At 64.5% G+C, this 20,193-nt stretch carries 22 protein-coding genes; 6 read left to right on the forward strand and 16 right to left on the reverse strand.

Features of this window, described 5'->3' with window-relative positions; all coding sequences use genetic code 11:
* Positions 1-68: 68 nt before the first annotated feature.
* Together LB555_RS13735 and LB555_RS13740 are read left to right on the forward strand one after the other, a co-directional pair.
* A complete protein-coding gene (locus LB555_RS13735) occupies positions 69-1,613 on the forward strand; it encodes a sugar ABC transporter ATP-binding protein (protein ID WP_224683103.1) in 1,545 nt (514 codons plus the stop codon).
* Between the two features lie 12 nt (positions 1,614-1,625).
* Positions 1,626-2,621: an ABC transporter permease gene (locus tag LB555_RS13740; RefSeq protein WP_224683070.1), complete on the forward strand. Its 996-nt coding sequence runs from the start codon at positions 1,626-1,628 to the stop codon at positions 2,619-2,621.
* 101 nt (positions 2,622-2,722) lie between these two features.
* On the opposite strand, the gene LB555_RS13745 is transcribed toward LB555_RS13740, so the two are convergent.
* The 11 genes from LB555_RS13745 to LB555_RS13795 all read right to left on the reverse strand — a co-directional run bounded on the left by LB555_RS13745 (position 2,723) and on the right by LB555_RS13795 (position 13,577).
* A complete protein-coding gene (locus LB555_RS13745; RefSeq protein WP_140615349.1) occupies positions 2,723-2,938 on the reverse strand; it encodes a hypothetical protein in 216 nt (71 codons plus the stop codon).
* A complete protein-coding gene (locus LB555_RS13750) occupies positions 2,935-3,690 on the reverse strand; it encodes a COG4280 domain-containing protein (RefSeq protein ID WP_224643483.1) in 756 nt (251 codons plus the stop codon). Before LB555_RS13750 ends, LB555_RS13745 begins: the two co-directional genes overlap by 4 nt.
* Positions 3,691-3,822: 132 nt before the next feature.
* A complete protein-coding gene (phnN, locus tag LB555_RS13755; protein ID WP_224643484.1) occupies positions 3,823-4,452 on the reverse strand; it encodes a phosphonate metabolism protein/1,5-bisphosphokinase (PRPP-forming) PhnN in 630 nt (209 codons plus the stop codon).
* Positions 4,449-5,588 carry an alpha-D-ribose 1-methylphosphonate 5-triphosphate diphosphatase gene (locus tag LB555_RS13760; protein WP_224683071.1) on the reverse strand — a complete coding sequence of 380 codons (1,140 nt, stop codon included), beginning with the start codon at positions 5,586-5,588 and terminating at the stop codon, positions 4,449-4,451. The genes phnN and LB555_RS13760 overlap by 4 nt, the downstream gene beginning before the upstream one ends.
* Before the next feature lie 36 nt (positions 5,589-5,624).
* A complete protein-coding gene (locus tag LB555_RS13765) occupies positions 5,625-6,332 on the reverse strand; it encodes a DUF1045 domain-containing protein (protein WP_224683072.1) in 708 nt (235 codons plus the stop codon).
* Positions 6,333-6,484: 152 nt separating this feature from the next.
* On the reverse strand, positions 6,485-7,297 hold the full coding sequence (gene iolB / locus LB555_RS13770; RefSeq protein ID WP_224683073.1) for a 5-deoxy-glucuronate isomerase: 813 nt from the start codon (positions 7,295-7,297) through the stop codon (positions 6,485-6,487).
* A gap of 176 nt (positions 7,298-7,473) precedes the next feature.
* Complete coding sequence (locus LB555_RS13775) at positions 7,474-7,686, reverse strand: DUF3329 domain-containing protein (protein WP_015314553.1); 213 nt, start codon at positions 7,684-7,686, stop codon at positions 7,474-7,476.
* 40 nt (positions 7,687-7,726) lie between these two features.
* Positions 7,727-8,644: a myo-inosose-2 dehydratase gene (gene iolE, locus LB555_RS13780; RefSeq protein ID WP_015314554.1), complete on the reverse strand. Its 918-nt coding sequence runs from the start codon at positions 8,642-8,644 to the stop codon at positions 7,727-7,729.
* Positions 8,645-8,749: 105 nt separating this feature from the next.
* Entirely contained in the window at positions 8,750-10,600 is a 1,851-nt protein-coding gene (iolD, locus tag LB555_RS13785; protein WP_224683074.1) for a 3D-(3,5/4)-trihydroxycyclohexane-1,2-dione acylhydrolase (decyclizing), read from the reverse strand.
* Between the two features lie 38 nt (positions 10,601-10,638).
* Complete coding sequence (locus LB555_RS13790) at positions 10,639-12,573, reverse strand: bifunctional 5-dehydro-2-deoxygluconokinase/5-dehydro-2-deoxyphosphogluconate aldolase (RefSeq protein WP_140660211.1); 1,935 nt, start codon at positions 12,571-12,573, stop codon at positions 10,639-10,641.
* 158 nt (positions 12,574-12,731) lie between these two features.
* The gene (locus tag LB555_RS13795) at positions 12,732-13,577 is read right to left on the reverse strand and encodes a MurR/RpiR family transcriptional regulator (protein WP_015314557.1); all 846 of its coding nucleotides are present in this window, start codon (positions 13,575-13,577) and stop codon (positions 12,732-12,734) included.
* 150 nt (positions 13,578-13,727) lie between these two features.
* Here LB555_RS13795 and LB555_RS13800 point away from each other — a divergent pair, with 150 nt between their 5' ends.
* On the forward strand, positions 13,728-14,837 hold the full coding sequence (locus tag LB555_RS13800; RefSeq protein ID WP_224683075.1) for a Gfo/Idh/MocA family protein: 1,110 nt from the start codon (positions 13,728-13,730) through the stop codon (positions 14,835-14,837).
* A gap of 20 nt (positions 14,838-14,857) precedes the next feature.
* On the opposite strand, the gene LB555_RS13805 is transcribed toward LB555_RS13800, so the two are convergent.
* Positions 14,858-15,556, reverse strand: a complete 699-nt coding sequence (locus LB555_RS13805; RefSeq protein WP_224683076.1) for a helix-turn-helix transcriptional regulator — start codon at positions 15,554-15,556, stop codon at positions 14,858-14,860.
* A 128-nt stretch (positions 15,557-15,684) separates the two neighbouring features.
* Here LB555_RS13805 and LB555_RS13810 point away from each other — a divergent pair, with 128 nt between their 5' ends.
* Complete coding sequence (locus tag LB555_RS13810; RefSeq protein ID WP_224683077.1) at positions 15,685-16,320, forward strand: LysE family translocator; 636 nt, start codon at positions 15,685-15,687, stop codon at positions 16,318-16,320.
* A gap of 42 nt (positions 16,321-16,362) precedes the next feature.
* On the opposite strand, the gene LB555_RS13815 is transcribed toward LB555_RS13810, so the two are convergent.
* The 3 genes from LB555_RS13815 to LB555_RS13825 all read right to left on the reverse strand — a co-directional run bounded on the left by LB555_RS13815 (position 16,363) and on the right by LB555_RS13825 (position 18,429).
* Positions 16,363-16,878: an SRPBCC domain-containing protein gene (locus LB555_RS13815; RefSeq protein ID WP_224683078.1), complete on the reverse strand. Its 516-nt coding sequence runs from the start codon at positions 16,876-16,878 to the stop codon at positions 16,363-16,365.
* Positions 16,856-17,221 (reverse strand): ArsR/SmtB family transcription factor, encoded by a 366-nt coding sequence (locus LB555_RS13820; RefSeq protein WP_015314562.1) that lies wholly within the window; start codon positions 17,219-17,221, stop codon positions 16,856-16,858. Before LB555_RS13820 ends, LB555_RS13815 begins: the two co-directional genes overlap by 23 nt.
* Positions 17,222-17,337: 116 nt before the next feature.
* Positions 17,338-18,429 (reverse strand): 3-deoxy-7-phosphoheptulonate synthase, encoded by a 1,092-nt coding sequence (locus LB555_RS13825; RefSeq protein WP_140719322.1) that lies wholly within the window; start codon positions 18,427-18,429, stop codon positions 17,338-17,340.
* A 265-nt stretch (positions 18,430-18,694) separates the two neighbouring features.
* Here LB555_RS13825 and LB555_RS13830 point away from each other — a divergent pair, with 265 nt between their 5' ends.
* Both LB555_RS13830 and LB555_RS13835 read left to right on the forward strand, forming a co-directional pair.
* Entirely contained in the window at positions 18,695-18,952 is a 258-nt protein-coding gene (locus LB555_RS13830; protein WP_224683079.1) for a type II toxin-antitoxin system VapB family antitoxin, read from the forward strand.
* Positions 18,936-19,361, forward strand: coding sequence for a type II toxin-antitoxin system VapC family toxin (locus LB555_RS13835; RefSeq protein ID WP_224683080.1), 426 nt, complete (start codon positions 18,936-18,938; stop codon positions 19,359-19,361). The genes LB555_RS13830 and LB555_RS13835 overlap by 17 nt, the downstream gene beginning before the upstream one ends.
* A gap of 35 nt (positions 19,362-19,396) precedes the next feature.
* Here the strand turns inward: LB555_RS13835 and LB555_RS13840 are convergent, their stop codons facing one another.
* Positions 19,397-20,191: an SDR family oxidoreductase gene (locus LB555_RS13840; protein ID WP_140875909.1), complete on the reverse strand. Its 795-nt coding sequence runs from the start codon at positions 20,189-20,191 to the stop codon at positions 19,397-19,399.
* Between the last annotated feature and the right edge of the window lie 2 nt (positions 20,192-20,193).

Here is a 20,193-nt window from a genome sequence, read left to right on the forward strand (position 1 = left end):
GACGAACCCTGCCGGGGTCGTCAGTCTGCAGAATGGGCATTTCGGCCCACCGGCTGCTGTCAGGCATGATGAATTATTCCGACACATCCATCGCGGCGACCACCCCGTTTCTCAGCCTCGAGAACGTGCGCAAGACCTATCCGGGCGTCGTGGCGCTCGACGGGTTTTCCATGGAGGTCAGGCCGGGCGAGGTCATCGGCCTGGTCGGCGAGAATGGCGCCGGCAAATCGACGCTGATGAAGATCCTCGGCGGCGTTACCACGCCCGATAGCGGTGCCATCACGGTCGACGGCGCCGCCCACAAAGGCCTGAGCGTGGAGGGGAGCCTGGGTTCGGGCATCGCCTTCGTCCACCAGGAACTCAACCTCTTCGAAAACCTCGACGTCGCCGCCAACATCTTCTTCGGCCGCGAGCCGCTGCGCGCCGGACCGCTGAGACTGGTCGACCGCGCGAAACTGCGCGACATGGTGGCGCCGCTGCTGAAGCGCGTCGGCGCCAACTTCTCCGCCGACACGCAGGTCGCGGATCTGTCGCTGGCGCAGCAGCAGATGGTCGAGATCGCCAAGGCGCTGTCGATCAAGGCGCGCCTGGTGATCCTCGACGAGCCTACATCGAGCTTGCCGCTGGCCGAGACCGACAAGCTGCTCGACGTCATCAAGGCGCTGAAGGCCGACGGCATCAGCGTCATCTTCATCTCGCACCGCCTGCATGAGATCGAGCGCGTCGCCGACCGCGTCGTGGTGCTGCGCGACGGCATGCTGGCCGGGACGCTCGGCAAGCGCGACATCAATCACGACCAGATGGTCAAGCTGATGATCGGCCGCATGCTGAAGGAGCGCGAAAAGGCCTCCGAGGCGGCGCGTGCCCCCGGCGCCGTGGCGCTTGCGGCCAAGGCCGTCCGCACCCCCACCTACCCCAGCCGGCCGGTCGATCTCGACGTCAGGCGCGGCGAAATCCTCGGCCTTGCCGGCCTTGTCGGCTCCGGCCGAACCGAACTGGCGCGGGTGTTCTTCGGCATCGAAGCCAGCCTTGGCGGCACGCTGGAGCTCAACGGCAAGCCGTTAACGCTGGCCAGCGCGGCGGACGCAGTCGCGCAAGGCATCTTCCTTGTGCCGGAAGACCGCAAGCTGACCGGCATCCTGCTCGACCTGTCGATCGCGCAGAATATTTCACTCCCCAATCTGCCGGCGCATGCCAGGCGCTCGCTGGTCTCCGCAAGCGCCGAGACCACCACCGCCGAGAAGCAGAAGAAGAACCTCGGCATCAAGGCGCCCTCGGTGCAGACGCGCACCGGCACGCTGTCGGGCGGCAACCAGCAGAAGGTCGTGCTCGGCAAATGGCTGGCCATGAACCCGAAGGTGATGATCCTCGACGAGCCGACGCGCGGCATCGATATCGGCGCCAAGGCCGAGATCTACGGGCTGATGCGGGCGCTGGCCGACGCCGGCGTCGCCGTGCTGATGATCTCCTCCGACATGGAAGAGGTGATCGGCGTCTCCGATCGCATCGCCGTCATGCATGAGGGCCAGATCTCGGGCATTCTCGACAAGGATCAGTTCAGCCAGGAAAACGTGCTTTTGCTCGCGGTGGGCAAACCGGCGAACAGGCCGTAAGCGGAGACGACGATGACAAAGAAAGATCTCGGCCTGCTGATCCTGATCCTGGTGGTCGGGGCGATCGTCGCCATCATCAATCCGCGCTTCCTCTTGCCGATCAACCTCGCCAACACCTCGAACCTGATCGGCCTGTTCGGCATTCTCTCCATCGGCCAGGCCTTCGTCATCATCACCGGCGGCATCGAACTGTCCGTCGGCTCCGTTGTCGCGTTGCTGGGCACGCTGTTCATCGACTTCATCGCCGTGCGCGGCATGGGATGGCCTGTTGCCTTCGTGCTCATCCTGGTGCTCGGCGCCATCATCGGCCTGGCGCATGGCTGGCTGATCACGCGGCTCAAGCTGCAGCCCTTCGTCGTGACCTTGTGCGGGCTTTTGATCTATCGCGGCGTCGCGCGCTTCTACACCGCCGACGGCACCGCCGGTTTCGCCTTCGGGCAGAATTTTCCCGATCTCGAATTCCTGATCGCCGGCCGCTCCTGGGGCGTGCCGAACTCCTTCTTCGCGCTGATCGTCATCGCCATCGTCATGTGGGTGGTGCTGCACCGCTCGGTGTTCGGGCGCTATCTCTACGCCATCGGCAAGAACGAGGAAGCGGCGAAATATTCCGGCATTCGCACCGGCCGCGTCGTCATGGCGGCTTACGTCATCTGCGGCGTGCTTACCGCGCTGTCGGCGATCTATTTCGCCATGTACACGCGCTCGATCTCGCCGGCCAGCCACGGCCAGTTCTACGAGCTCTACGCCATTGCGGCCGCGGTGCTTGGCGGCTTCTCTCTGCGCGGCGGCGAGGGCTCGCTGATCGGCGTCATCCTCGGCACGGTGCTGCTGCAGGAACTGCAGAACCTCGTCAACCTGCTCGGCATTCCCTCCTCCCTCAACTTCGCGGTGATGGGTGGCGTCATCCTCATCGGCGTGCTGGTCGACCAGCAATGGGGTGTGTTCCGGGCGCGCCGGCGGATGGTCGATGCCGCCCGCAAGGGCGCGGTCGGCGCCGCCGCGGAATAGGTCAGTCCCGGCAGAAATAGCTTACCGGTGCTGGGCGCTGACGGGGTGGCGTGCCTTTCGCGGCCACCCTCTGGTGATCCGCCGTGCGGCCTTGGCTGAAATTACCTGCCGCTCTGGCGTGCGGCGCGGCGAACGCTTTGCAACAGGATGGCAAGGCAGCCGACCAGCAACAGCCCACCGCCAAGCAGCGGCGGCAGCGCGAGCAACTTCACCGCCGCGGTAACGGCGGCCACCAGGACCAGCGACAGCAGCGCCAGATTGCCGTCATCGACGAACATGCCGAAGACCTCCCTGGCAACGAGACGAAGGACGTTCATCGGGCGAGCCCTCCGGCTGCCGTTGGAAGGATGCCGCGCAGCCAGCGCACCATGGCGAAGGACGCCAGCGCGACGATGGCGAAGATGGCGAGCAAGGCAAGATCGGCGCCCGGCCAATGGGCGCCGATGCCTTCGCCGGTCCAGAAGATGCCAAAGCTGGTCAGCATCAGCCCGACCACGAATTTGAGCGCATTCTCGGGCACGCGCGCCAGCGGCCGGTGGACGGCCAGGCCGACAAGCATCACCAGGATGAAAGCCGCCAGCGCACCCATGCTGGCGTAAAATGTCTGCCCATGCGCGGCGCCGACGGCAATGACGATGAACACCACCTCGACACCCTCGAGCAGCACCGCCTTGAACGAGGCCAGCCCGGCGAGGTAGTCGGCGCGCCGGTCGGCGGCCTGCCGGTGGAGGGCCGCGGTTTCCTTGGCGAAGGCCGCTTCCTCGTCATGCAGAGCAATGACGCCGACGCTGCGCAGGATGGCTTTTCGAAGCCAGCGCATACCAAACAGGATGAGCAGCACCCCGACGACGAACTGCAGCGTGGTGATCGGGACCAGCGCCAGCAGCGGGCCGAAGGCCAGCACCAGGGCCGCCAGCACCGCCAGCGCCAGCGCGGCGCCGGTCAATGCCGGGCGCCAGCTGCGCGTCACCCCCACCGCAAGCACGATGGTGAAAGCTTCGACGACCTCGACCAGCGAGGCGAGAAATGCCGCCGCGATTGTCGAGAGGACGGGTGTCAGTGTCTGCATGAAGCTTCCTGTCTGGCTCGACCCTGATTCCTGGGGCGAATCCCCGGAGCGTAATCCAGAATCACCCCATGCGGCCAGCAGCCCGGGGCGTTTCCAGCGGCAGCGCAAGCAGGCGGGTGAAACAAGCCCGGATCAGATCAGGCCCGACATGTCGGAAAAGGCCATGGCCTTGCGCAGCACTTCGGCGAAACGCTCGCCAGCCACTTCGCGCGGACCGCTGTTGTCGATCGATGTGACGCCAGGGCCGGACAAGCTCATATTGGCGCTGCGCGCCAGCCGCGCCAGCACCTCGCCGCGCGACTCGCGGCCGCGCATCGCCAGCCGCTCGGCCAGCACCTCGGGCGAAGCGGTGATCTCGACGATCGCCAGATTGGCATAGCGCTCGCGCAAGGTGGGGATGATCGCGCGCGACACGTTGGCGATGGCGACATGTCCATTGGAAACAGACCAGTCGACATCGGCAGGCAGGCCATAGCGCAGGCCATGCGCTTCCCAGGAGATGGCGAAAGCGCCGTCGGCATCGGCCTCGGCGAAGGCGGCGTCGGCCAGCGTATCGTGGTCTTCGCTCGCCGCATCGCTCGGCCTGGTGATGACGCGGCGCACGAACTCCAGCTGCGTCTCGTCGGCAAAGAGCGCCTTGGCATAGCCGATCACCGTGTCCTTGCCGGCACCGCTGGGGCCCACGACAGCGACAAAGACGCCGTGACGGATCGGAAAGGTTTCGGCGGACAGTTCGCGCTCGATCGAGGCCGACACCATCATGCCACCCGGCGTCCCTGCCGCCAGACGGTGCGCACGACCGGAACATGATCGTCGACGCGCACGCGCACCAGATCGGCGCGACGGCCCTGCTCGATGACGCCGCGGTCGTCGAGGCCGACGGCCTGCGCCGGGTTCTTTGAAACCATGGCGACGGCCTGCGGCAGCGAAATGCCTTCGACCATGTCGCCGAGGAAGAAGGCCGACTGGATCAGGCTGAAGGGAATGTAGTCGGACGAAAGGATGTCGAGCAGGCCGTCGCTGGCCAAGGTGCGTGCCGAGACATTGCCCGAATGCGAGGCGCCGCGCATGACATTGGGCGCGCCCATAAGCACGCCGAGCCCGGCGGCCTTCGAGGCCCGCGCCGCTTCCTCGGTGGTCGGGAACTCGGCGACCCGCACGCCCTGCTCGATGGCCTCGTCGACATGAGCGGACGTCGCATCGTCATGGCTCGCGAGCACGATGCCGCGCTCCTGGCAGGCGGCGGCGATGAAGACGCGGTTCGGCCCAGAGTTGCGTGCCGATTCGTCCATCCGCTTCTCGCAGAATTTCTGGAAATCGCGATCCGAGAGTTTCAGCTTGCGCTGGTAGTAGTAGGCATAGGTTTCAAGGTTGACGAACTGGCGCTGGCCCGGCGCGTGGTCCATCAGCGACGCCAGCTTGACCCGTTCGTCACCGTCGAAATTGGCGAATGCGTTGAGGCAATCCGGCGCTGAAACCTCGCAGCGAAGATGCAGGAAGTGATCGGCCCGCAGACGATCCCGCGCGACGCTGTCCTCGATCGCATCGGCCAGCTTGCGGATGTCGTCCAATGTCAGGTCGGCGTCCTCGTCCATGCCGACGCGCAAGGCATCGAGCACGGTCGTGATGCCGGCGGTCGCCACCTGCGCGTCATGGGCGAGCACCGCGGCGATCGGGTTCCAGCGCACTTTCGGTCGCGGCGCATAATGGCCCTCGAGATGGTCGGTGTGGAGTTCGACCAGCCCTGGAATGATGAAGTCGCCGCCCATGTCCTCGCCGATCCGGGCAGAACCGGCATCGATGCCGGCGATCAAGCCGTCGCGCAGCACCAGTGAGCCTTCGACGATCTCGTCGGCAAGAACGATGCGGGCGTTGGAAAGAACGGTTTCGGCGGTCATTGCGGGTAGTCCTTGGTTCTTGCAGGCGGGTTTCGTTCAGGCGGTTTTCCGGGCCGGGCGGCGTCCGAGCGCGTGCTGGGAAAGCACCATGAACGGCGCACCGGGCTCGGGTTCAACGAACAATGTCAGCGCGTCCACCAGCACGGGCTGGCGCAACACATCGGCGAACAGGCTGTCGATCGCCGCGCGCAGGCGAGGGCTTTCCTGCGGGCCAGCCCGGCCGGACAGGGTCATGTGGAAGCGGAAGGTCTCGAAGACATAGGGATAGCCCCATTGGCAGAGATTGCGGAACTCGGCCGGCTTCAGCGAATCCGGGCTGCGCCGCTCGATCTCGGCCTCGGACAGCGGCGCGCGAAACCGGTCGAAATCGCGTACCACATTGTCGGCGAAGCGGTTGAGCGGCGGCAGCGGACCATCCGGCACCAGCGCGAAGAAGCTGTCGATCTGGCTGACGACCAGGCGCGGGATCGTGACGACAGGCGTAACCTCCGCAAAATGATCCAGCGCCGCGCGCAGCGAGGTCTCGGTCTCCGTGGCAGCCAGGTGGAAGGGCGCCTTCAGCGTCGCGTGAAAGCCATAGCGGCGCGCCGAGGCGGTGTGGAAGGCCACTTCCGCTGCCGACAGGCCGGCCACGGCCTCAACCGGCCTGGTCGCGGCACCGAACGGATCGCGGCCCAGCCAGTCGGCGGCGATGCGCGCCAGCGGCTCGTCCTGCCTAGGGGTGAAATAGATGGCATAACGCATGGAAAGTCCTCGTCAGAACCGTTGCCATAGGTGATTTCCATGACGGATTGACGAAGCTTTGACGGGTTTTAGAAGGCAAATCGACCCCTGGGGTCCTTAGCCGACGATTTTTCCAAGCTGGACCAATAAGTTCGGCCGGAAACGCGAGACGGTCAGGCCTTCATCAACCATTCGTGCTCGGGCGCATTGTGGAATTTCCACGTCCGCTTCGGTCCGGCCATCACATTGAGATAATAGAGGTCATAGCCGTGGCAGGCGGCACAGGGGTGATAGCCCTTGGGCACCAGCACCACATCGCCGTCCTCGATCGCCATGGCTTCATCCAGCGCGCGATGTCCGCTTTTGTCGGCATCGGTGTAGACGCGCTGGAAGGCAAAGCCCTGCGGCGGGTTGAGGCGATGGTAGTAGGTTTCCTCGAGATAGGATTCGGCAGGCAGATTGTCCTGGTCGTGCTTGTGCGGCGGGTAGCTCGACGTGTGACCGCCGGGCGTGATGACCTCGACGACCAGCAACGAGTCGGCCGGCTGGCCTTCCGGCAGGATGTTGGTGACGTAGCGCGTATTGGTACCCTTGCCGCGCACCTCCTGGCCGAGATCGTTCGGTCCGATGACCCGGACCGGCAGGCCACCGCCAAGACCAGGCGCCGAGCAGACGCCAAGTTCCAGCTCGGTATCGGCCGTTACCGACCAGTCCGATCCCTGCGGCACGTAGACCGACCACGGCTTGCCATCGAAGGGCGACATGCGCTCGCCGAGCAGGCCGAGATCCTTGCCGCCGGCTTTCGCGGTACCCTTGCCGGTCACGAACACCAGGCAGACTTCGTGGTCGTCCGTCTTTCCCGAGGCGCTTTCGCCCGGCTTCAGCCGATGCAGGTCGAAACCGACATAGGTCCAGCCGGCGCTTTTCGGCGTCACATGGGCGACGCGGCCATGGCCCTTGTCGGCCTTGACGAGCAGTTTCGACATTTTGTCTCTCCTATCCTAGCCTTCCAACTTCGTCATCCTGGGGCGGAGCAGGAGCGAAGCTCCGTCGCGAAGACCCTAGGATGACGAAGCGAGGGGCGTTTCGGCCAATCGCCGACGTGTGCGATCCGTTACGCTCGCAGTATCCAATCCACAAAACTGCTCGCGCCATGGACCGCCTATTCCTTCGGATCGGCCGGAGGCTTCGTCTCGTCGGCCGGCTTATAAAGATAAAAAAATTGCCAGGCGCCGTAGCCGGCAAAGCCGAGCGCGATGACGCCCCAGAACGGCGTGCCGGTGGCGAACTCGATGACCGACCAGATGAGGCAGACCGCGACGACGGCGACACGCCGCCACAATGGCCGGAAGAAGGGGTGCTCGGAATCTTTCATCTGGCCAGCCTACAGCAAGCCCGGCCTGGCGAGAACCCGATCAGGCATTCGGAAACCCTTGCGTCTCCACCGTGTAACCGGCTGATGTCATCACCCGCATCAGCTCCTTGTGGCCAACCTGCGCCATCTTCAGCGGCGGGTTCTTCTTCGGGTCCTGCTCGGCCTCGACCACGAACCAGCCTTCATAGCCGTGGTCGGCGAAGCGCTGCACGATGGCGCCGAAATCGAGCGAACCGTCGCCCGGCACGGTGAAGGCGCCGAGCGCCACGGCATCGAGGAAGGACTGCTTCGTACGGTCGAGCTTCTCGATCACGCCCATGCGCACGTCCTTCACATGGACGTGGCTGATGCGCTTGTGGTGGTTGTCGATGGCGCGCAGCACGTCGCCGCCGGCAAAGGCGAGGTGTCCGGCATCGAGCAGCAGTGGGATGCCTTCGCCGGAATGGCGCATGAAGGCATCGAGCTCCGGCTCGGTCTCGACCACAGCCGCCATGTGATGGTGATAGGACAGCGGCATGCCTTGCTCGGCGCACCATTCGCCGAATTCGGTCAGGCGCCGCGCGTAGGCCTTCATCTCGTCGCCAGTGAGCTTCGGCTTGGTGGCGAGCGGCTTGGAACGGTCGCCCTGGATCGAGCGGCCGACCTCGCCATAGACGATGCAGGGCGCGTCGACTGCCTTGAACAGGTCGATCATCGGCTGGATGCGGTCCTTGTTGGCAGCCATCTCCTCATCGACCAGCGTGCCGGAAAACCAGCCGCCGCACAGCGTCACGTCGGCGGCCTTCAGGATCGGCAGCATGATGGCGGGGTCGTTGGGAAAGCGCCGGCCCATCTCCATGCCGGTGAAGCCGGCAGAGCGCGACTGGCGCAGACATTCCTCCAGCGACACGTCATCGCTCAGTTCGGCAAGATCGTCGTTCCACCACGCGATGGGGGACATGCCCAATTTGGCTTTCAAGTCGTCACTCCGGATTAGACAGTTCAATTTTTTGGCGCTAGCGCCGCCCCTCATCCGCCTGCCGGCACCTCTCCCCGTATAGTGACCGGGAGAAGGGAGCTGGCGTCAATCGCCGACGCTCTGCATCCGCCGCTTCTCGTCATAGGCCTTGCGCGCGGCGTTCACTTGAGGCCGCGCCGAGACCTCGGGCACCGCCACGTCCCACCAATGGCCGCCGGCATCGGTCGAAACCAACGGATCGGTGTCGATGACCAGCACGGTGGTGCGGTCGTTCTTCCTGGCTTTTTGCAGCGCGTTTTCCAGCTCGGCGACCGACGGCACTTTCTCTGATATCGCGCCCATGCTCGCCGCATGCGCGGCAAAGTCGATGTCGGGCAGGATTTCGTGGCGCGAGTCCTGCAAGAGATTGTTGAAGTTGGCGCCGCCGGTCGCCATCTGCAGCCGGTTGATGCAGCCAAAACCCCTGTTGTCGAGCAGCACCACGGTCAGCTTCAGGCCGAGCATCACCGAGGTGGCGATCTCGGAGTTGAGCATCAAATAGGAGCCGTCGCCGATCATGACGACGACCTCCTCGTCGGGCTTGGCCATCTTGGTGCCGAGCCCGCCGGCGATCTCGTAACCCATGGTCGAGAAGCCATATTCGGCGTGGTAGGAGCCCGGCGCACCGGCCTGCCAGAGCTTGTGCAGTTCGCCGGGAAGTCCGCCTGCCGCATGCAGCAGCGTCACGCCTGAGCCCATGGCGCGCTGCACGGCGCCGATCACCTGCGCATCCGAGGGGAAAGCAGCGTTGGTCGAGGCCGTCACCTTGGCCGCATCGGCCTGCCAGGCCTTCTTGCCGGCGGCCGCATTGTCGGTCCAGGCGGCAGGCGCTTTCCAGCCTTGCAGCGCGGTTCCCAACTCGGCCAGCCCTTCCCAGGCATCCGCGACCAGCGGCAGCGCCCGGTGCTTGCCGGCATCGAAGGGCTGCACGTTGAGCCCGATGATGGTCTTGCCGGAATTCTTGAACAGCGCCCACGAGCCGGTGGTGAAATCCTGCAGCCGCGTGCCGATGGCGAGCACGACGTCGGCCTCTTCCGCCAGCCGGTTGGCAGCAGAGGTGCCGGTAACACCGACCGCCGCCATGTTGAGCTGGTGATCGTCCGGCAGCGAGGACTTGCCGCCTTGCGTTTCGCAGACCGGAATGCCGGCGGCTTGGGCGAACTTGGCCAGTTCGTCGGAAGCCTGGGAGTAGAGCACGCCGCCGCCGGCGATGATCAGCGGCTTCCTGGCCCCCTTGAGCGCCGCGACGGCCGCCGCCAGTTCGTCACGGTCCGGACGCGGCCGGCGCTGGCGCCACAGCCGCTCGGCAAAGAAGCTCTCGGGATAGTCATAGGCCTCGGCCTGCACGTCCTGGCAAAGCGACAAAGTCACCGGTCCACATTCGGCCGGATCGGTCAGCACCTGCATGGCGCGGCTCAGCGCCGGGATGATCTGCTCCGGCCGGGTGATGCGGTCGAAATAGCGCGACACGGGGCGGAAGCAGTCGTTGACCGTCGCCGTGCCGTCGGAAAAATCCTCGGCCTGCTGCAGCACGGGATCAGGAATGCGGTTGGCAAAGACGTCGCCTGGCAAAAACAGGACGGGCAACCTGTTTACGTGGGCAAGGGCCGCCGCCGTCACCATGTTCAGCGCGCCGGGACCGATCGAAGAGGTCGCGGCCATGAAGCGGCGGCGGAAATTGGCCTTGCCATAGGCGATCGCCGCATGCGCCATCGCCTGCTCGTTGTGGGCGCGGAAGGTCGGCAACTCGTCGCGCACCTGGTAGAGCGCCTCGCCGATGCCGGCGACATTGCCGTGGCCGAAGATCGCCCAGACGCCGCCGAAGATTGGCGTTTTTCTCCCGTCGATCTCGGTCATCTGCCGGGACAGGAAGCGGGTCAGCGCCTGCGCCATCGTCAGGCGGATTGTCTTGCTCATGGTTTTTTCCTCCGCAGTCCCTACGCCGTTGCGCCTCGTTATGCCGCCTTGCGGCCGCGCGCGGCAAGCCACGCTTCGGTCAACTGTTCGAAGCGCGACGCCATGTCGGCGACAGCCTCGTCGTCCGACATCCTGCCGGCCAGCCATTGTTCGGCTGCGTGGACGAAGATGGTGCGCCCGACGGCAAAGCCCTTGACGATGGGCGCGTTGGCCGTGGCGGCAAAAGCGGCCTCCAGTTCGTCCTGCGGCGCCTCCAGGCCAAGCAGCACAATGCCCCGGCACCAGGGATCGTGCTTCAGGATCACCGCCTCGATCTTGGCCCAGGCGCCGCTCGACGCCTGCGGTTCGAGCTTCCACCAGTCCGGCTTGATGCCGAGCGCATAGAGTTCCTCCAGCGCGCGCGGGATCGTCGTGTCGTCGAGCTTGCCGTGCTTGCCGGCGATGATCTCGATGAGAAGTTCGCGGCCAACTTTGCGCGCGGCCTCGAACAGCGCGCGCAGCTTCTGCTGCTGTTCTTCCTTCAGTTCCGCCGGATCGTCGGGATGATAAAAGCACAGGCACTTGATGCAGTGATCGACGGGCCATTCGGTAAGCTGCGAGCCGATGTCCTGCGAGAATTCGAAGCGCAGCGGCCGCGAGCCCGGCAGTTCCACCGGGCGTCCAAGCCAGGCGAAGGGGTGGCGAGCGAATTCGAACATCGCCTCGCGGCCATGTTTCTCGTCAATCAGCATGCCATAGCCGTCGCGGCCGGCGGCGACCTTGGCCGCTGCCTTGACCGCCAGCACCTTGAAATTACGGATGCGTGCCGGATCGGCGCCGGTCTTGGTCGCCACATCCTCGAGCTGCACACGGTGATCGCAGGCGAGCGCCATCAGCGAGGGGATGTCGCGCCGGCGTGTGGTTGCCCAATGGATGTGGTTGATCGCCTCGTCCTTGCGCAGCGCGCGATGCTTGCTGCCGTTCTCGAGGAAGAACCGCAGCTCCTCGAAGGTCGGATATTCCGGCGCGCAGAGCAGCCGCGACACGGCGAAGGCGCCGCAGGCATTGGCCCAGGTCGCCGCCGTGGCAAGGCTTTCACCGCCGAGCCAGCCGCGCAGCAGACCGGACATGAAGGCGTCACCGGCGCCCAGCACATTGTAGATCTCGATCGGGAAACCCTTGCCGACGACGCCGTCCTCGAGATCGTCGCTGATCGGTCCGTCATAGACGATGCAGCCCATGGCGCCGCGCTTCAGGACGATGGTGGCCGAGGACAGGGAGCGGATCGTCTTCAGCGCGCTCAGGCAGTCGTCGGCGCCGGACGCGATCATGATCTCTTCCTCGGTGCCGACGATGAGGTCGCAATCGGGCAGCACCGTCTTCAACTGGGCCGAGACGCGGTCGGATTTGACATAGCGCTCAAAGCCTTCGGCGTGGCCGGCAAGGCCCCACAAATTCGGGCGATAGTCGATATCGAACACGACCTTGCCACCCCTGGCCTTCATGATGCGGATCGCCTTGCGCTGGGCGGCATCGCTGTTGGGGCGGGAAAAATGCGTGCCGGTGACGACGATCGAACGGGCCGAGGCAATAAACGCCTCATCGATGTCCTCCTCGGCCAGCGCCATGTCGGCACAGTCGGATCGGTAGAAAATCATCGGCGAAACGCCTTCGCTCTCGACCGAAAGCAGAACCAGCGCGGTCAACCGCTCCTTGTCGGTCTTCAGACCGTCGGTGTTGACGCCTTCGCGTTTCAGCTGCTCGCGGATGAAGCGGCCCATCTGCTCGTCGCCGACGCGCGTCAGCAGAGCCGAGCGCAGCCCGAGCCGCGCCGTGCCGACGGAAATATTGGCCGGGCAGCCGCCGACCGACTTGGCGAAGGAGGTGATGTCCTCCAGCCGCGAGCCGATCTGCTGGCCATAGAGGTCGACGGACGCGCGGCCGATGGTGATGACATCGAGCGGCGCCTGTCTTGCGTCCACGGCTTCGCTCATTGGAACCTCCCGTCGGTCTTGTCGTCATGGACAACATTGTTTTGGGTAACACGCGCGAGCGGCTGCGTGGCGCCGGCAATATGAAATAATAATTCCAATCCATAGTCAATATGGAATGAGCATTCCCTAGGCTAAAATTGCCTTGATGGGACGCCTGATCAAGCCTTGCGCTTACGGCTCGCGTCGCGCCGCTTCTCGCCGACGCCGACGGTCAGCGCCATGGCCAGCGCCATTGTCGCCGACAGCGAACGGAAGCCGGCGAAATCCGCCTCGGCAACCTCGAACCAGACCCTGGCGAACTGGGCGAGCGGCGAGAACGAGCTGTCGGTGATGGCGACGATCGGCACGCCCTGCTCGGAAATGGCGCGCGCCTCCTCGATCGTGGCCGGCGCGTAGGGCGAGAAGCTGATGGCGATGACGGCGTCCGCCGGTGTGGCGAAGCCGACCATCTCGGCATTCAGGCCGGCGGCCGATTCGATCAACTGGTTGCGGATCTTCAGCTTGCCGAGCGCATAGGCGATGTAGGAAGCCACTGGATAGGAGCGTCGCTTGGCCAAGACATAGATGGTCTGCGCCTTCGCCAGCAGCGAAATCGCGTCTTCCAGATGCGCATCGTCCAGCGTGCGGGAAATGTCGTTGAGCGAGGTGCTGGCGGCGGCGATGAAGCCGTCGAAGATCGCCCGGTGGCCGGCACCGCCCTCGGCCTTGGCGCGCAGCGCCTGCAGCCGCTCGTCATAGGAAGAGTTGCGCTCGCGCAGACGTTCCCGGAACACCTGCTGCAGGCTGGTAAAACCGTCGAAGCCGAGTTGCTGGGCAAAGCGGATCAGGGTCGAGGGCTGCACGCCGGCCGAAGCGGCGATGCTGGCGGCGGTACCAAAGGCGATGTCGTCGGGATTGTCGAGCGCGTAGGCGGCGATCTGGGCGATGCGCTTGGGCAGGCTCTCGCGCCGGTCCAGAATCGTGGCACGCAGCGTCTCGAAGTCGCGAGGTACCTGTTCGTCCATCGTCCCTCTGCCCAAGCCTGTCTGGACACCCTCTCTGCCCCATCATAGCGAGCCTGCGCAAGAACGCCATAAAAAATGAGGCAGACATTCCATTCCTGGAAAAAATGGACTAATTCATCCACTCAGCTTATGGCAGCGGAGGAACGAAAAATGGTTGGCGTCGGTCTTATCGGCACGGGTTTCATGGGCAAATGCCACGCCATCGCGTGGAGCGCCGTCGGGGCCGTCTTCCCCGATGCGGCCAAGCCACGGCTCGTCCATCTGGGCGAGGTCAATGAGGATCTCGCCAGGCGCAAGGCAGGCGAGTTCGGTTTCGCCAGAGCCACCGGCGACTGGCGCGCCGTCGTCAACGACCCGGAGGTCGATATAGTGTCGCTGACAACCCCCAATCAGTTCCATCCGGAAATGGCCATCGCTGTCCTCGAAGCCGGCAAGCATCTGTGGTGCGAAAAACCGATGGCGCCGAGCTTTGCCGAAGCCGAGGCGATGGCGGCCGCAGCGAAGAAATCAGGCAAGGTCGCCGCGCTTGGCTACAACTACATCCAGAGCCCGGCCATCCGCCACATCGGCGCGTTGCTCGACGAGAAGATCATCGGCGAGGTCAACCATCTGCGCATCGAGATGGACGAGGATTTCATGGCCGATTCCGAGGCGCTGTTCTTCTGGAAGCACGAGGCGACTTCCGGCTACGGCGCGCTCGACGATTTCGCCGTGCATCCGCTGTCGCTGGTCTCCGCGCTGTTCGGCCGCGTCGGCAGCGTCATCTGCGACATGGCCAAGCCCTATGCCGACCGCAAGCTGGCCTCAGGCGGCCGGCGCGCGGTGGAGACCTACGACATTGCCAGCGTGCTCATGCATCTGGAGAACGGCATTGCCGGCACGCTGCAGGTCAACCGCTCGGCCTGGGGCCGCAAGGGCCGCATCGCCATCCAGATCTTCGGGTCCAAGGGATCGATCCTGTTCGACCAGGAGCGGATGAACGAATTCCAGCTCTACCTGACGTCCGACCGACCCACCGAACAGGGCTACCGCACCATTCTGGTGGCGCCGCAGCACAGGCCCTATGACCTCTTCGTGCCGGCGCCCGGCCACAGCCTCGGCTTCAACGACCTCAAGATCATCGAATGCCATGAATTGCTGACACGGCTTGCCGGCAAGCCGGCCCGGCTCATCGAGTTCGCCGAAGGACTGGAGATCGAGCGCACCGTGCACGCCATGGCGCGCTCCTTCGAGGAGAAGCGCTGGGTGGATGTAAGGTAGGATTCGCTATGCTGGTCGCTTTAGCCGGCGGCCGCTGCATCGACTTCCCACCCGTCGACCCAGACCTGCCGCAAACGATCGCCTTCGCCCTTGAAGCCTAGGCCGGTCGGCTGGCAATCCTCGATGCGGTCGCTGCGGAAATTGCGGATCGCCTGGCGCAGCTCGCACCAGGCGACGATGTTGGCGGTCTCGGCGTAATAGATCAGAGCGATCGGGCGGATGAGGCGCTCGGAAGCGCGGCCGAGCTCGTCGCGGTAGGAGAGCTCGAGCTTCTCCTCGTCGCGTATGGCGCGGCGCACCAGCGCCAGGTCGATCGCACCTGCGGAGGGCGCGGCGAAGCCCCAGGCGTGCAGCGCATTGGCGTCGAGCGTCTGGCGCAAGGGCGGCGGCACCGCGCCGGCGATCTTGGCGCCGACGCGCTTGGCCGCCTGCTTGAGCTCGTCGTCGCCCGTGCGCTCCAGCAGCGCCAGCGACAGGACGATCGCCTCCATTTCCTCGATCGAAAACATCAGCGGCGGCAAGTCGAAGCCGGGGCGCAGGATGTAGCCGATGCCACGCCCGCCCTCGATCGGCACGCGCATCGCCTGCAGCGCCGCGATGTCGCGATAGATCGAGCGGATCGTCACTTCCAGTTGCCCGGCGATCATTGCCGCCGTCACCGGCTGCCGCGCCAGCCGCAGGATCTGGATGATCTCGAACAGGCGCGAGGCCTTGCGCATTTTTCTGACCTGGTACCGATCACAACTGACACACCATCGTCAGTTGGGCCTGCCTATAGGACTGCCTATCGATTTGAAAATCAACAGGTTCCGCCGAGGCTGGCCGAGCGGGACAACAGGCAACTGACATGGGCTATGCTGAAAATCTCTGGCTGTTCTTTATCCTCCTGTTCGGCATCATCGCCGTTCCAGGCATGGACATGCTGTTCGTGCTTGCCAATGCGTTGACCGGCGGCCGCGACAGGGGTCTTGCCGCGACCGGCGGCATCATGGTCGGCGGCATGGTGCACACGCTGAACGGCGCCATCGGCGTCGGCCTGCTGATGCATTTCTTGCCGATCCTGTTCAAGCCGCTGCTGTTAGCGGGCGCCGCCTACATGGCCTTCATCGGCATCACGCTGATGCGCAGCTCCATCACCGTCGGCAACGAGAGTCCCGCCGGCAGCCGCTCGGCATGGAAGGCGTTTCGCCAGGGCTTGGTGACCTGCCTGATCAACCCGAAGGCCTACCTCTTCGTGCTCGCCGTCTATCCGCAGTTCCTGAAACCGGACTACGGCCCGATCTGGATGCAGGCGACGGTGATGGGCCTGCTGACCGTGCTGACGCAGGCCGCGGTCTATGGCGGGCTCGCAATATCGGCCGGCCGCAGCCGCAAGCTTCTGATCGCCAATCCACGGGTGACCATCCTTGCCGGCCGGGCGGCCGGGCTGCTGCTCTTCGCGGTCTCCGTGTTCACCGCATGGGAAGGGCTGAGGGCGGCGTAGTCTCGGGCTGAACCGAACCGCCGCCTTCTGGCGCCTGCCGGATCAGGCGGCGCCGTGCCGCAGCGTGGCGAGAAGCTCGTCCAACTGCCCGAACGTCTCGGCCATCGCATCCGCCGCCCCGGTGCCGGCGGCGTCGAGGGCCTCCTTCGAGGGATAGACCTCGTGCATGACCAGCAGCGTCTTGCCGCCTTTTTCCTCGAAGGTCACTGTGGTCACGGGTCCACCGTCACCACCTTCGTCATTGGTCCAGACGAGGCGCGTGGGCGGTGTCACTTCGAGATACCTGCCGAAGAACTCGGCAGGGTGCGAGTCATCATGCCCGAACACCAAACGGTACCCGCCTCCGACACGAACATCCATCTCACAGGAACGCAGGAACATGCCCATCGATTTCGGCATCCACCACTGCTTGAACAGCTCGGGCTTTGTCCAGCCCTCGAACACGATGCGGGCCGGCGCGTCGAAGCTTCGCGTGACGACCAGCTCGCGGTCGGACTTCCGTTCCACCGTCGTGCGGTTCTGCATGGGGGTGGGCTCATTCGCTCTTGTTTCGTCCATCGGCTTCCTCCTTCCGTTTCATTTCCTCGACAACCTTGTCCAGCTCGTCGAAGCGTGCGGCCCAGAGCTGGCGGTATCTCTCGATCCATCCCGTCTCCTCCTCCAGGCGGCGCAGGCCGAGCTTGCAGGTCCGCACGCGCCCGACCTTCCGCGTCGTGACGAGGCCTGCCTGCTCCAGAACGCCGACATGCTTCTTCATGCCCGTGAGGGTCATATGGAATTTCTGGGCCAAGTCCGTGATCGAGGCATCCGCACGGCCGAGCTGCTCCAGAACGCCGCGTCGGGTGGCGTCCGAAAGCGCGGCGAACGAGGCATCCAGGCGGGCAGGAGAATACTGAACCATTTGGTTCAGTATGTAACACGCGGATCGGTGACATGCAAGGAGGTGAGCGCTGCGGGGCCTAGGAGCGGCATGGTCCTGGACTGAAACTGGAAGCGCCGCCCTTATGCTCCCCCAGATCAGGCGGCGCCTTGCCGGCTGTCCAGCAAGTTGCGGCGCGCCGACCGGCGCCATTCCACGGCGCCGGCAAGGCCGTGCAGCACCGTCTCCGTGGTCGCCCAGTCGATGCAGCCATCGGTGATGCTCTGGCCGTAGACCAGTGGCTTGCCGGGCACGACATCCTGCCGGCCGGCGACGAGATTGCTCTCGATCATGACGCCGATGATGCGCTCGTCGCCAGCCGCCACTTGGCCCGCGACATCGGCCGCGACCTTGGGCTGGTTCTCCGGCTTCTTGGCTGAGTTGGCATGGCTGACGTCGATCATCAGACGGGGGGCGATACCGATGCGGACGAGTTCGACCGATGCGGCCTCGACGCTTGCCGCATCGTAGTTGGGCTGAACGCCACCACGCAGGATGACATGGCAATCCTCATTGCCGGTGGTCGCCGCGATGGCGCTGCGTCCGCCCTTGGTCACCGCCATGAAATGATGCGGCTGGGCGGCCGACTTCACCGCCTCGCCAGCGATCCTGAGATTGCCGTCGGTGCCGTTCTTGAAGCCGACCGGGCAGGAGAGACCCGAGGCCAGCTCGCGATGAATCTGGCTCTCGGTCGTGCGCGCGCCGATGGCGCCCCAGGCGACGAGGTCGGCGATGTATTGTGGCGTCGTCATGTCGAGGAATTCGGTCGCCGCCGGCAGGCCGAGATTGTTGACGGCGGAAAGCACGTTGCGTGCCATCCGCAACCCCTTGTCGATGTTGAAGCTGCCATCCAGGTCGGGATCGTTGATCAGGCCTTTCCAGCCGACCGTGGTGCGCGGCTTCTCGAAATAGACGCGCATGACGATCTCGAGCCGGTCGGACAGAGCCTCGCGCAGCGCCGCCAGACGGCTGGCATAATCAACGGCCGCGACCGGATCGTGGATGGAACAAGGGCCCACGATGACAACAAGCCGATCGTCGGCCCCGGTGAGGATGGAGTGAATGGCGTTGCGCGAGGCGGCAACGGTGCGTGTCGCCGTGAGTGAGCGCGGTATCTCGCGCATCACCTCGTCCGGCGTGCTCAGCAGTCTCAGTTCCTTGACCCGGAGGTCGTCTGTGGTGGTCAACACGGCTTTCTGCTCCTGTTTGGGAACCTGCCGGCTGAAACAAAAAAGCCGCCAGGTCTGGCGGCTGTTCGGATCTTGTTGCTGCAATCTTCAGATCGAGCGCAATCCTCCCGCCGCCAGCGAGCTCCTAAAGTACCAATACGTGGCGGTCAGGTTGATCATGCGTCGGCTATAGCTGAACTTGCGTTGAATGTCACGCACCTGATAGCGACCTTGTTTGAATATGTAAGAAGGTATATGTTGGATATTCCAAAAAGGATATGCTCCAATGCCGCTTTATGTGAAGGACCGGGAAGTCGACCGGCTGGTACTTGAGGTGCAGCGCCTCACGAAGGCGCCGAGCAAAGCCGAGGCGGTTCGCCGGGCCCTGACGCATGAAATTGAGCGCGCCCGCAGTGCCCAAACTGTGTCGGAACGCTTGGCGGAGGCAGTCAGAATGGCTGGCGAAATCGGAGCAGATAATCCTGACTTCGATATGAGAGCCTATTCGGACGAGCTTTCAGGGGGCTATGAGCTTGTTCATTGACGCTTCGGCGGTCGTCGCTCTGTTGCGTCCGGAGCCCACGGCAGGAGAACTCGCCGCCCGGATAGACGCCCATGGCGGGCCTTTCTTCATTTCGGCGATCGTTCGTTTCGAGACCGCAATGGTCTTGGCGCGTTCAAAGACCCCCCTGCCTTCACCCATCCAACCGGCGGCAGTCGCAAAGGCGAATGCGGCGGTGGACCGTTTCGTGCAGGATTTGGGAATCGGCGAGGTCCTCATTTCGGCCGAAGTCGGGCGGCTCGCCATCGAAGCCGCACGCAGTTACGGCAAGGGTGTCGATTCGCCGGCGCAGCTCAACATGGGCGATTGCTTTTCCTACGCCTGTTGCAAGGCATATAATTTGGCTTTGCTCTACACCGGTCAGGATTTCACAAAGACAGACATAGGATAGGTTCAAGGTGCGCCACGCAGATCGCTCGCATGAACCTACTCCGGCGACGACCCGGCGACACTCTGATCGTAGTCGACCAGCGATCCGGTCATGACGCCCGATTGCGGGCTGACCATGTAGCTGATCAGCCGCGCGAGCTGGTCCGGTTTGACCAACTGGCCCATCGGCTGCGCGGCTTCGGCCTTCGCCAGCCAGTCGTCGGGCGCATCGTGCCATTTCTTCTGCACGACGTCCTCGCCCTCGGTGTCCATCCAGCCGGGCAGCACGGCGTTGCAGCGGATGCGGTTGAAGCGATAAGCGTTGGCGACGTTCTTGGTCAGCGTCATCAGCGCGCCCTTGCTGGTCGAATAGGGCGTCAGGAAGGACTGCCCGGTATGCGCCGACATCGACAGCACGTTGACGATCGATCCGGGCGCCTTTTTCTCCAAGAGATGCGCCACCACGCCCTGCATCAGAAAAAACGGGCCGCGCACATTGGTGTCGAAGATCTGGTCGAACAGCTCTTCTGATGTCTCGACCAGCGAGCCGCGCGCCGAGGTGGCGGCGGCGTTGACCAGCGCGTTGATCGTACCGAAATGCGAGAGCGCGGTGGCGACCGCGCGCTTGCAGTCGGCCACCTTCGAGACGTCGGCGCTGATGAAGATCGCGTCGACGCCTGATTTCCTGAAATGAGCGACTGCCTTGTCGCCCTTCTCCTGCGAGCGGCCGATGAGCGCCAGCGCCCGGCAGCCTTCGTCGGCCAGCGCTTCGGCGACCGCGAATCCTATGCCTTGCGCACCGCCGGTGACGATGGCGCGTGTGTTCGAATTGCGATCGGCGGATGCGCTCATCG

This window comes from Mesorhizobium sp. BR-1-1-10, from assembly GCF_020165595.1.
GTDB classification, from domain to species: Bacteria; Pseudomonadota; Alphaproteobacteria; order Rhizobiales; family Rhizobiaceae; genus Mesorhizobium; species Mesorhizobium australicum.

Coding starts and splice junctions, on each gene's coding strand:
- LB555_RS13735 (WP_224683103.1), top strand. CDS start 69: ATGAATTATTCCGACACATCCATCGCGGCGACCACCCCGTTTCTCAGC.
- LB555_RS13740 (WP_224683070.1), top strand. CDS start 1,626: ATGACAAAGAAAGATCTCGGCCTGCTGATCCTGATCCTGGTGGTCGGG.
- LB555_RS13745 (WP_140615349.1), bottom strand. CDS start 2,938: ATGAACGTCCTTCGTCTCGTTGCCAGGGAGGTCTTCGGCATGTTCGTC.
- LB555_RS13750 (WP_224643483.1), bottom strand. CDS start 3,690: ATGCAGACACTGACACCCGTCCTCTCGACAATCGCGGCGGCATTTCTC.
- phnN (WP_224643484.1), bottom strand. CDS start 4,452: ATGATGGTGTCGGCCTCGATCGAGCGCGAACTGTCCGCCGAAACCTTT.
- LB555_RS13760 (WP_224683071.1), bottom strand. CDS start 5,588: ATGACCGCCGAAACCGTTCTTTCCAACGCCCGCATCGTTCTTGCCGAC.
- LB555_RS13765 (WP_224683072.1), bottom strand. CDS start 6,332: ATGCGTTATGCCATCTATTTCACCCCTAGGCAGGACGAGCCGCTGGCG.
- iolB (WP_224683073.1), bottom strand. CDS start 7,297: ATGTCGAAACTGCTCGTCAAGGCCGACAAGGGCCATGGCCGCGTCGCC.
- LB555_RS13775 (WP_015314553.1), bottom strand. CDS start 7,686: ATGAAAGATTCCGAGCACCCCTTCTTCCGGCCATTGTGGCGGCGTGTC.
- iolD (WP_224683074.1), bottom strand. CDS start 10,600: ATGAGCAAGACAATCCGCCTGACGATGGCGCAGGCGCTGACCCGCTTC.
- LB555_RS13790 (WP_140660211.1), bottom strand. CDS start 12,573: ATGAGCGAAGCCGTGGACGCAAGACAGGCGCCGCTCGATGTCATCACC.
- LB555_RS13795 (WP_015314557.1), bottom strand. CDS start 13,577: ATGGACGAACAGGTACCTCGCGACTTCGAGACGCTGCGTGCCACGATT.
- LB555_RS13800 (WP_224683075.1), top strand. CDS start 13,728: ATGGTTGGCGTCGGTCTTATCGGCACGGGTTTCATGGGCAAATGCCAC.
- LB555_RS13805 (WP_224683076.1), bottom strand. CDS start 15,556: ATGCGCAAGGCCTCGCGCCTGTTCGAGATCATCCAGATCCTGCGGCTG.
- LB555_RS13810 (WP_224683077.1), top strand. CDS start 15,685: ATGGGCTATGCTGAAAATCTCTGGCTGTTCTTTATCCTCCTGTTCGGC.
- LB555_RS13815 (WP_224683078.1), bottom strand. CDS start 16,878: ATGGACGAAACAAGAGCGAATGAGCCCACCCCCATGCAGAACCGCACG.
- LB555_RS13820 (WP_015314562.1), bottom strand. CDS start 17,221: ATGGTTCAGTATTCTCCTGCCCGCCTGGATGCCTCGTTCGCCGCGCTT.
- LB555_RS13830 (WP_224683079.1), top strand. CDS start 18,695: ATGCCGCTTTATGTGAAGGACCGGGAAGTCGACCGGCTGGTACTTGAG.
- LB555_RS13835 (WP_224683080.1), top strand. CDS start 18,936: ATGAGCTTGTTCATTGACGCTTCGGCGGTCGTCGCTCTGTTGCGTCCG.
- LB555_RS13840 (WP_140875909.1), bottom strand. CDS start 20,191: ATGAGCGCATCCGCCGATCGCAATTCGAACACACGCGCCATCGTCACC.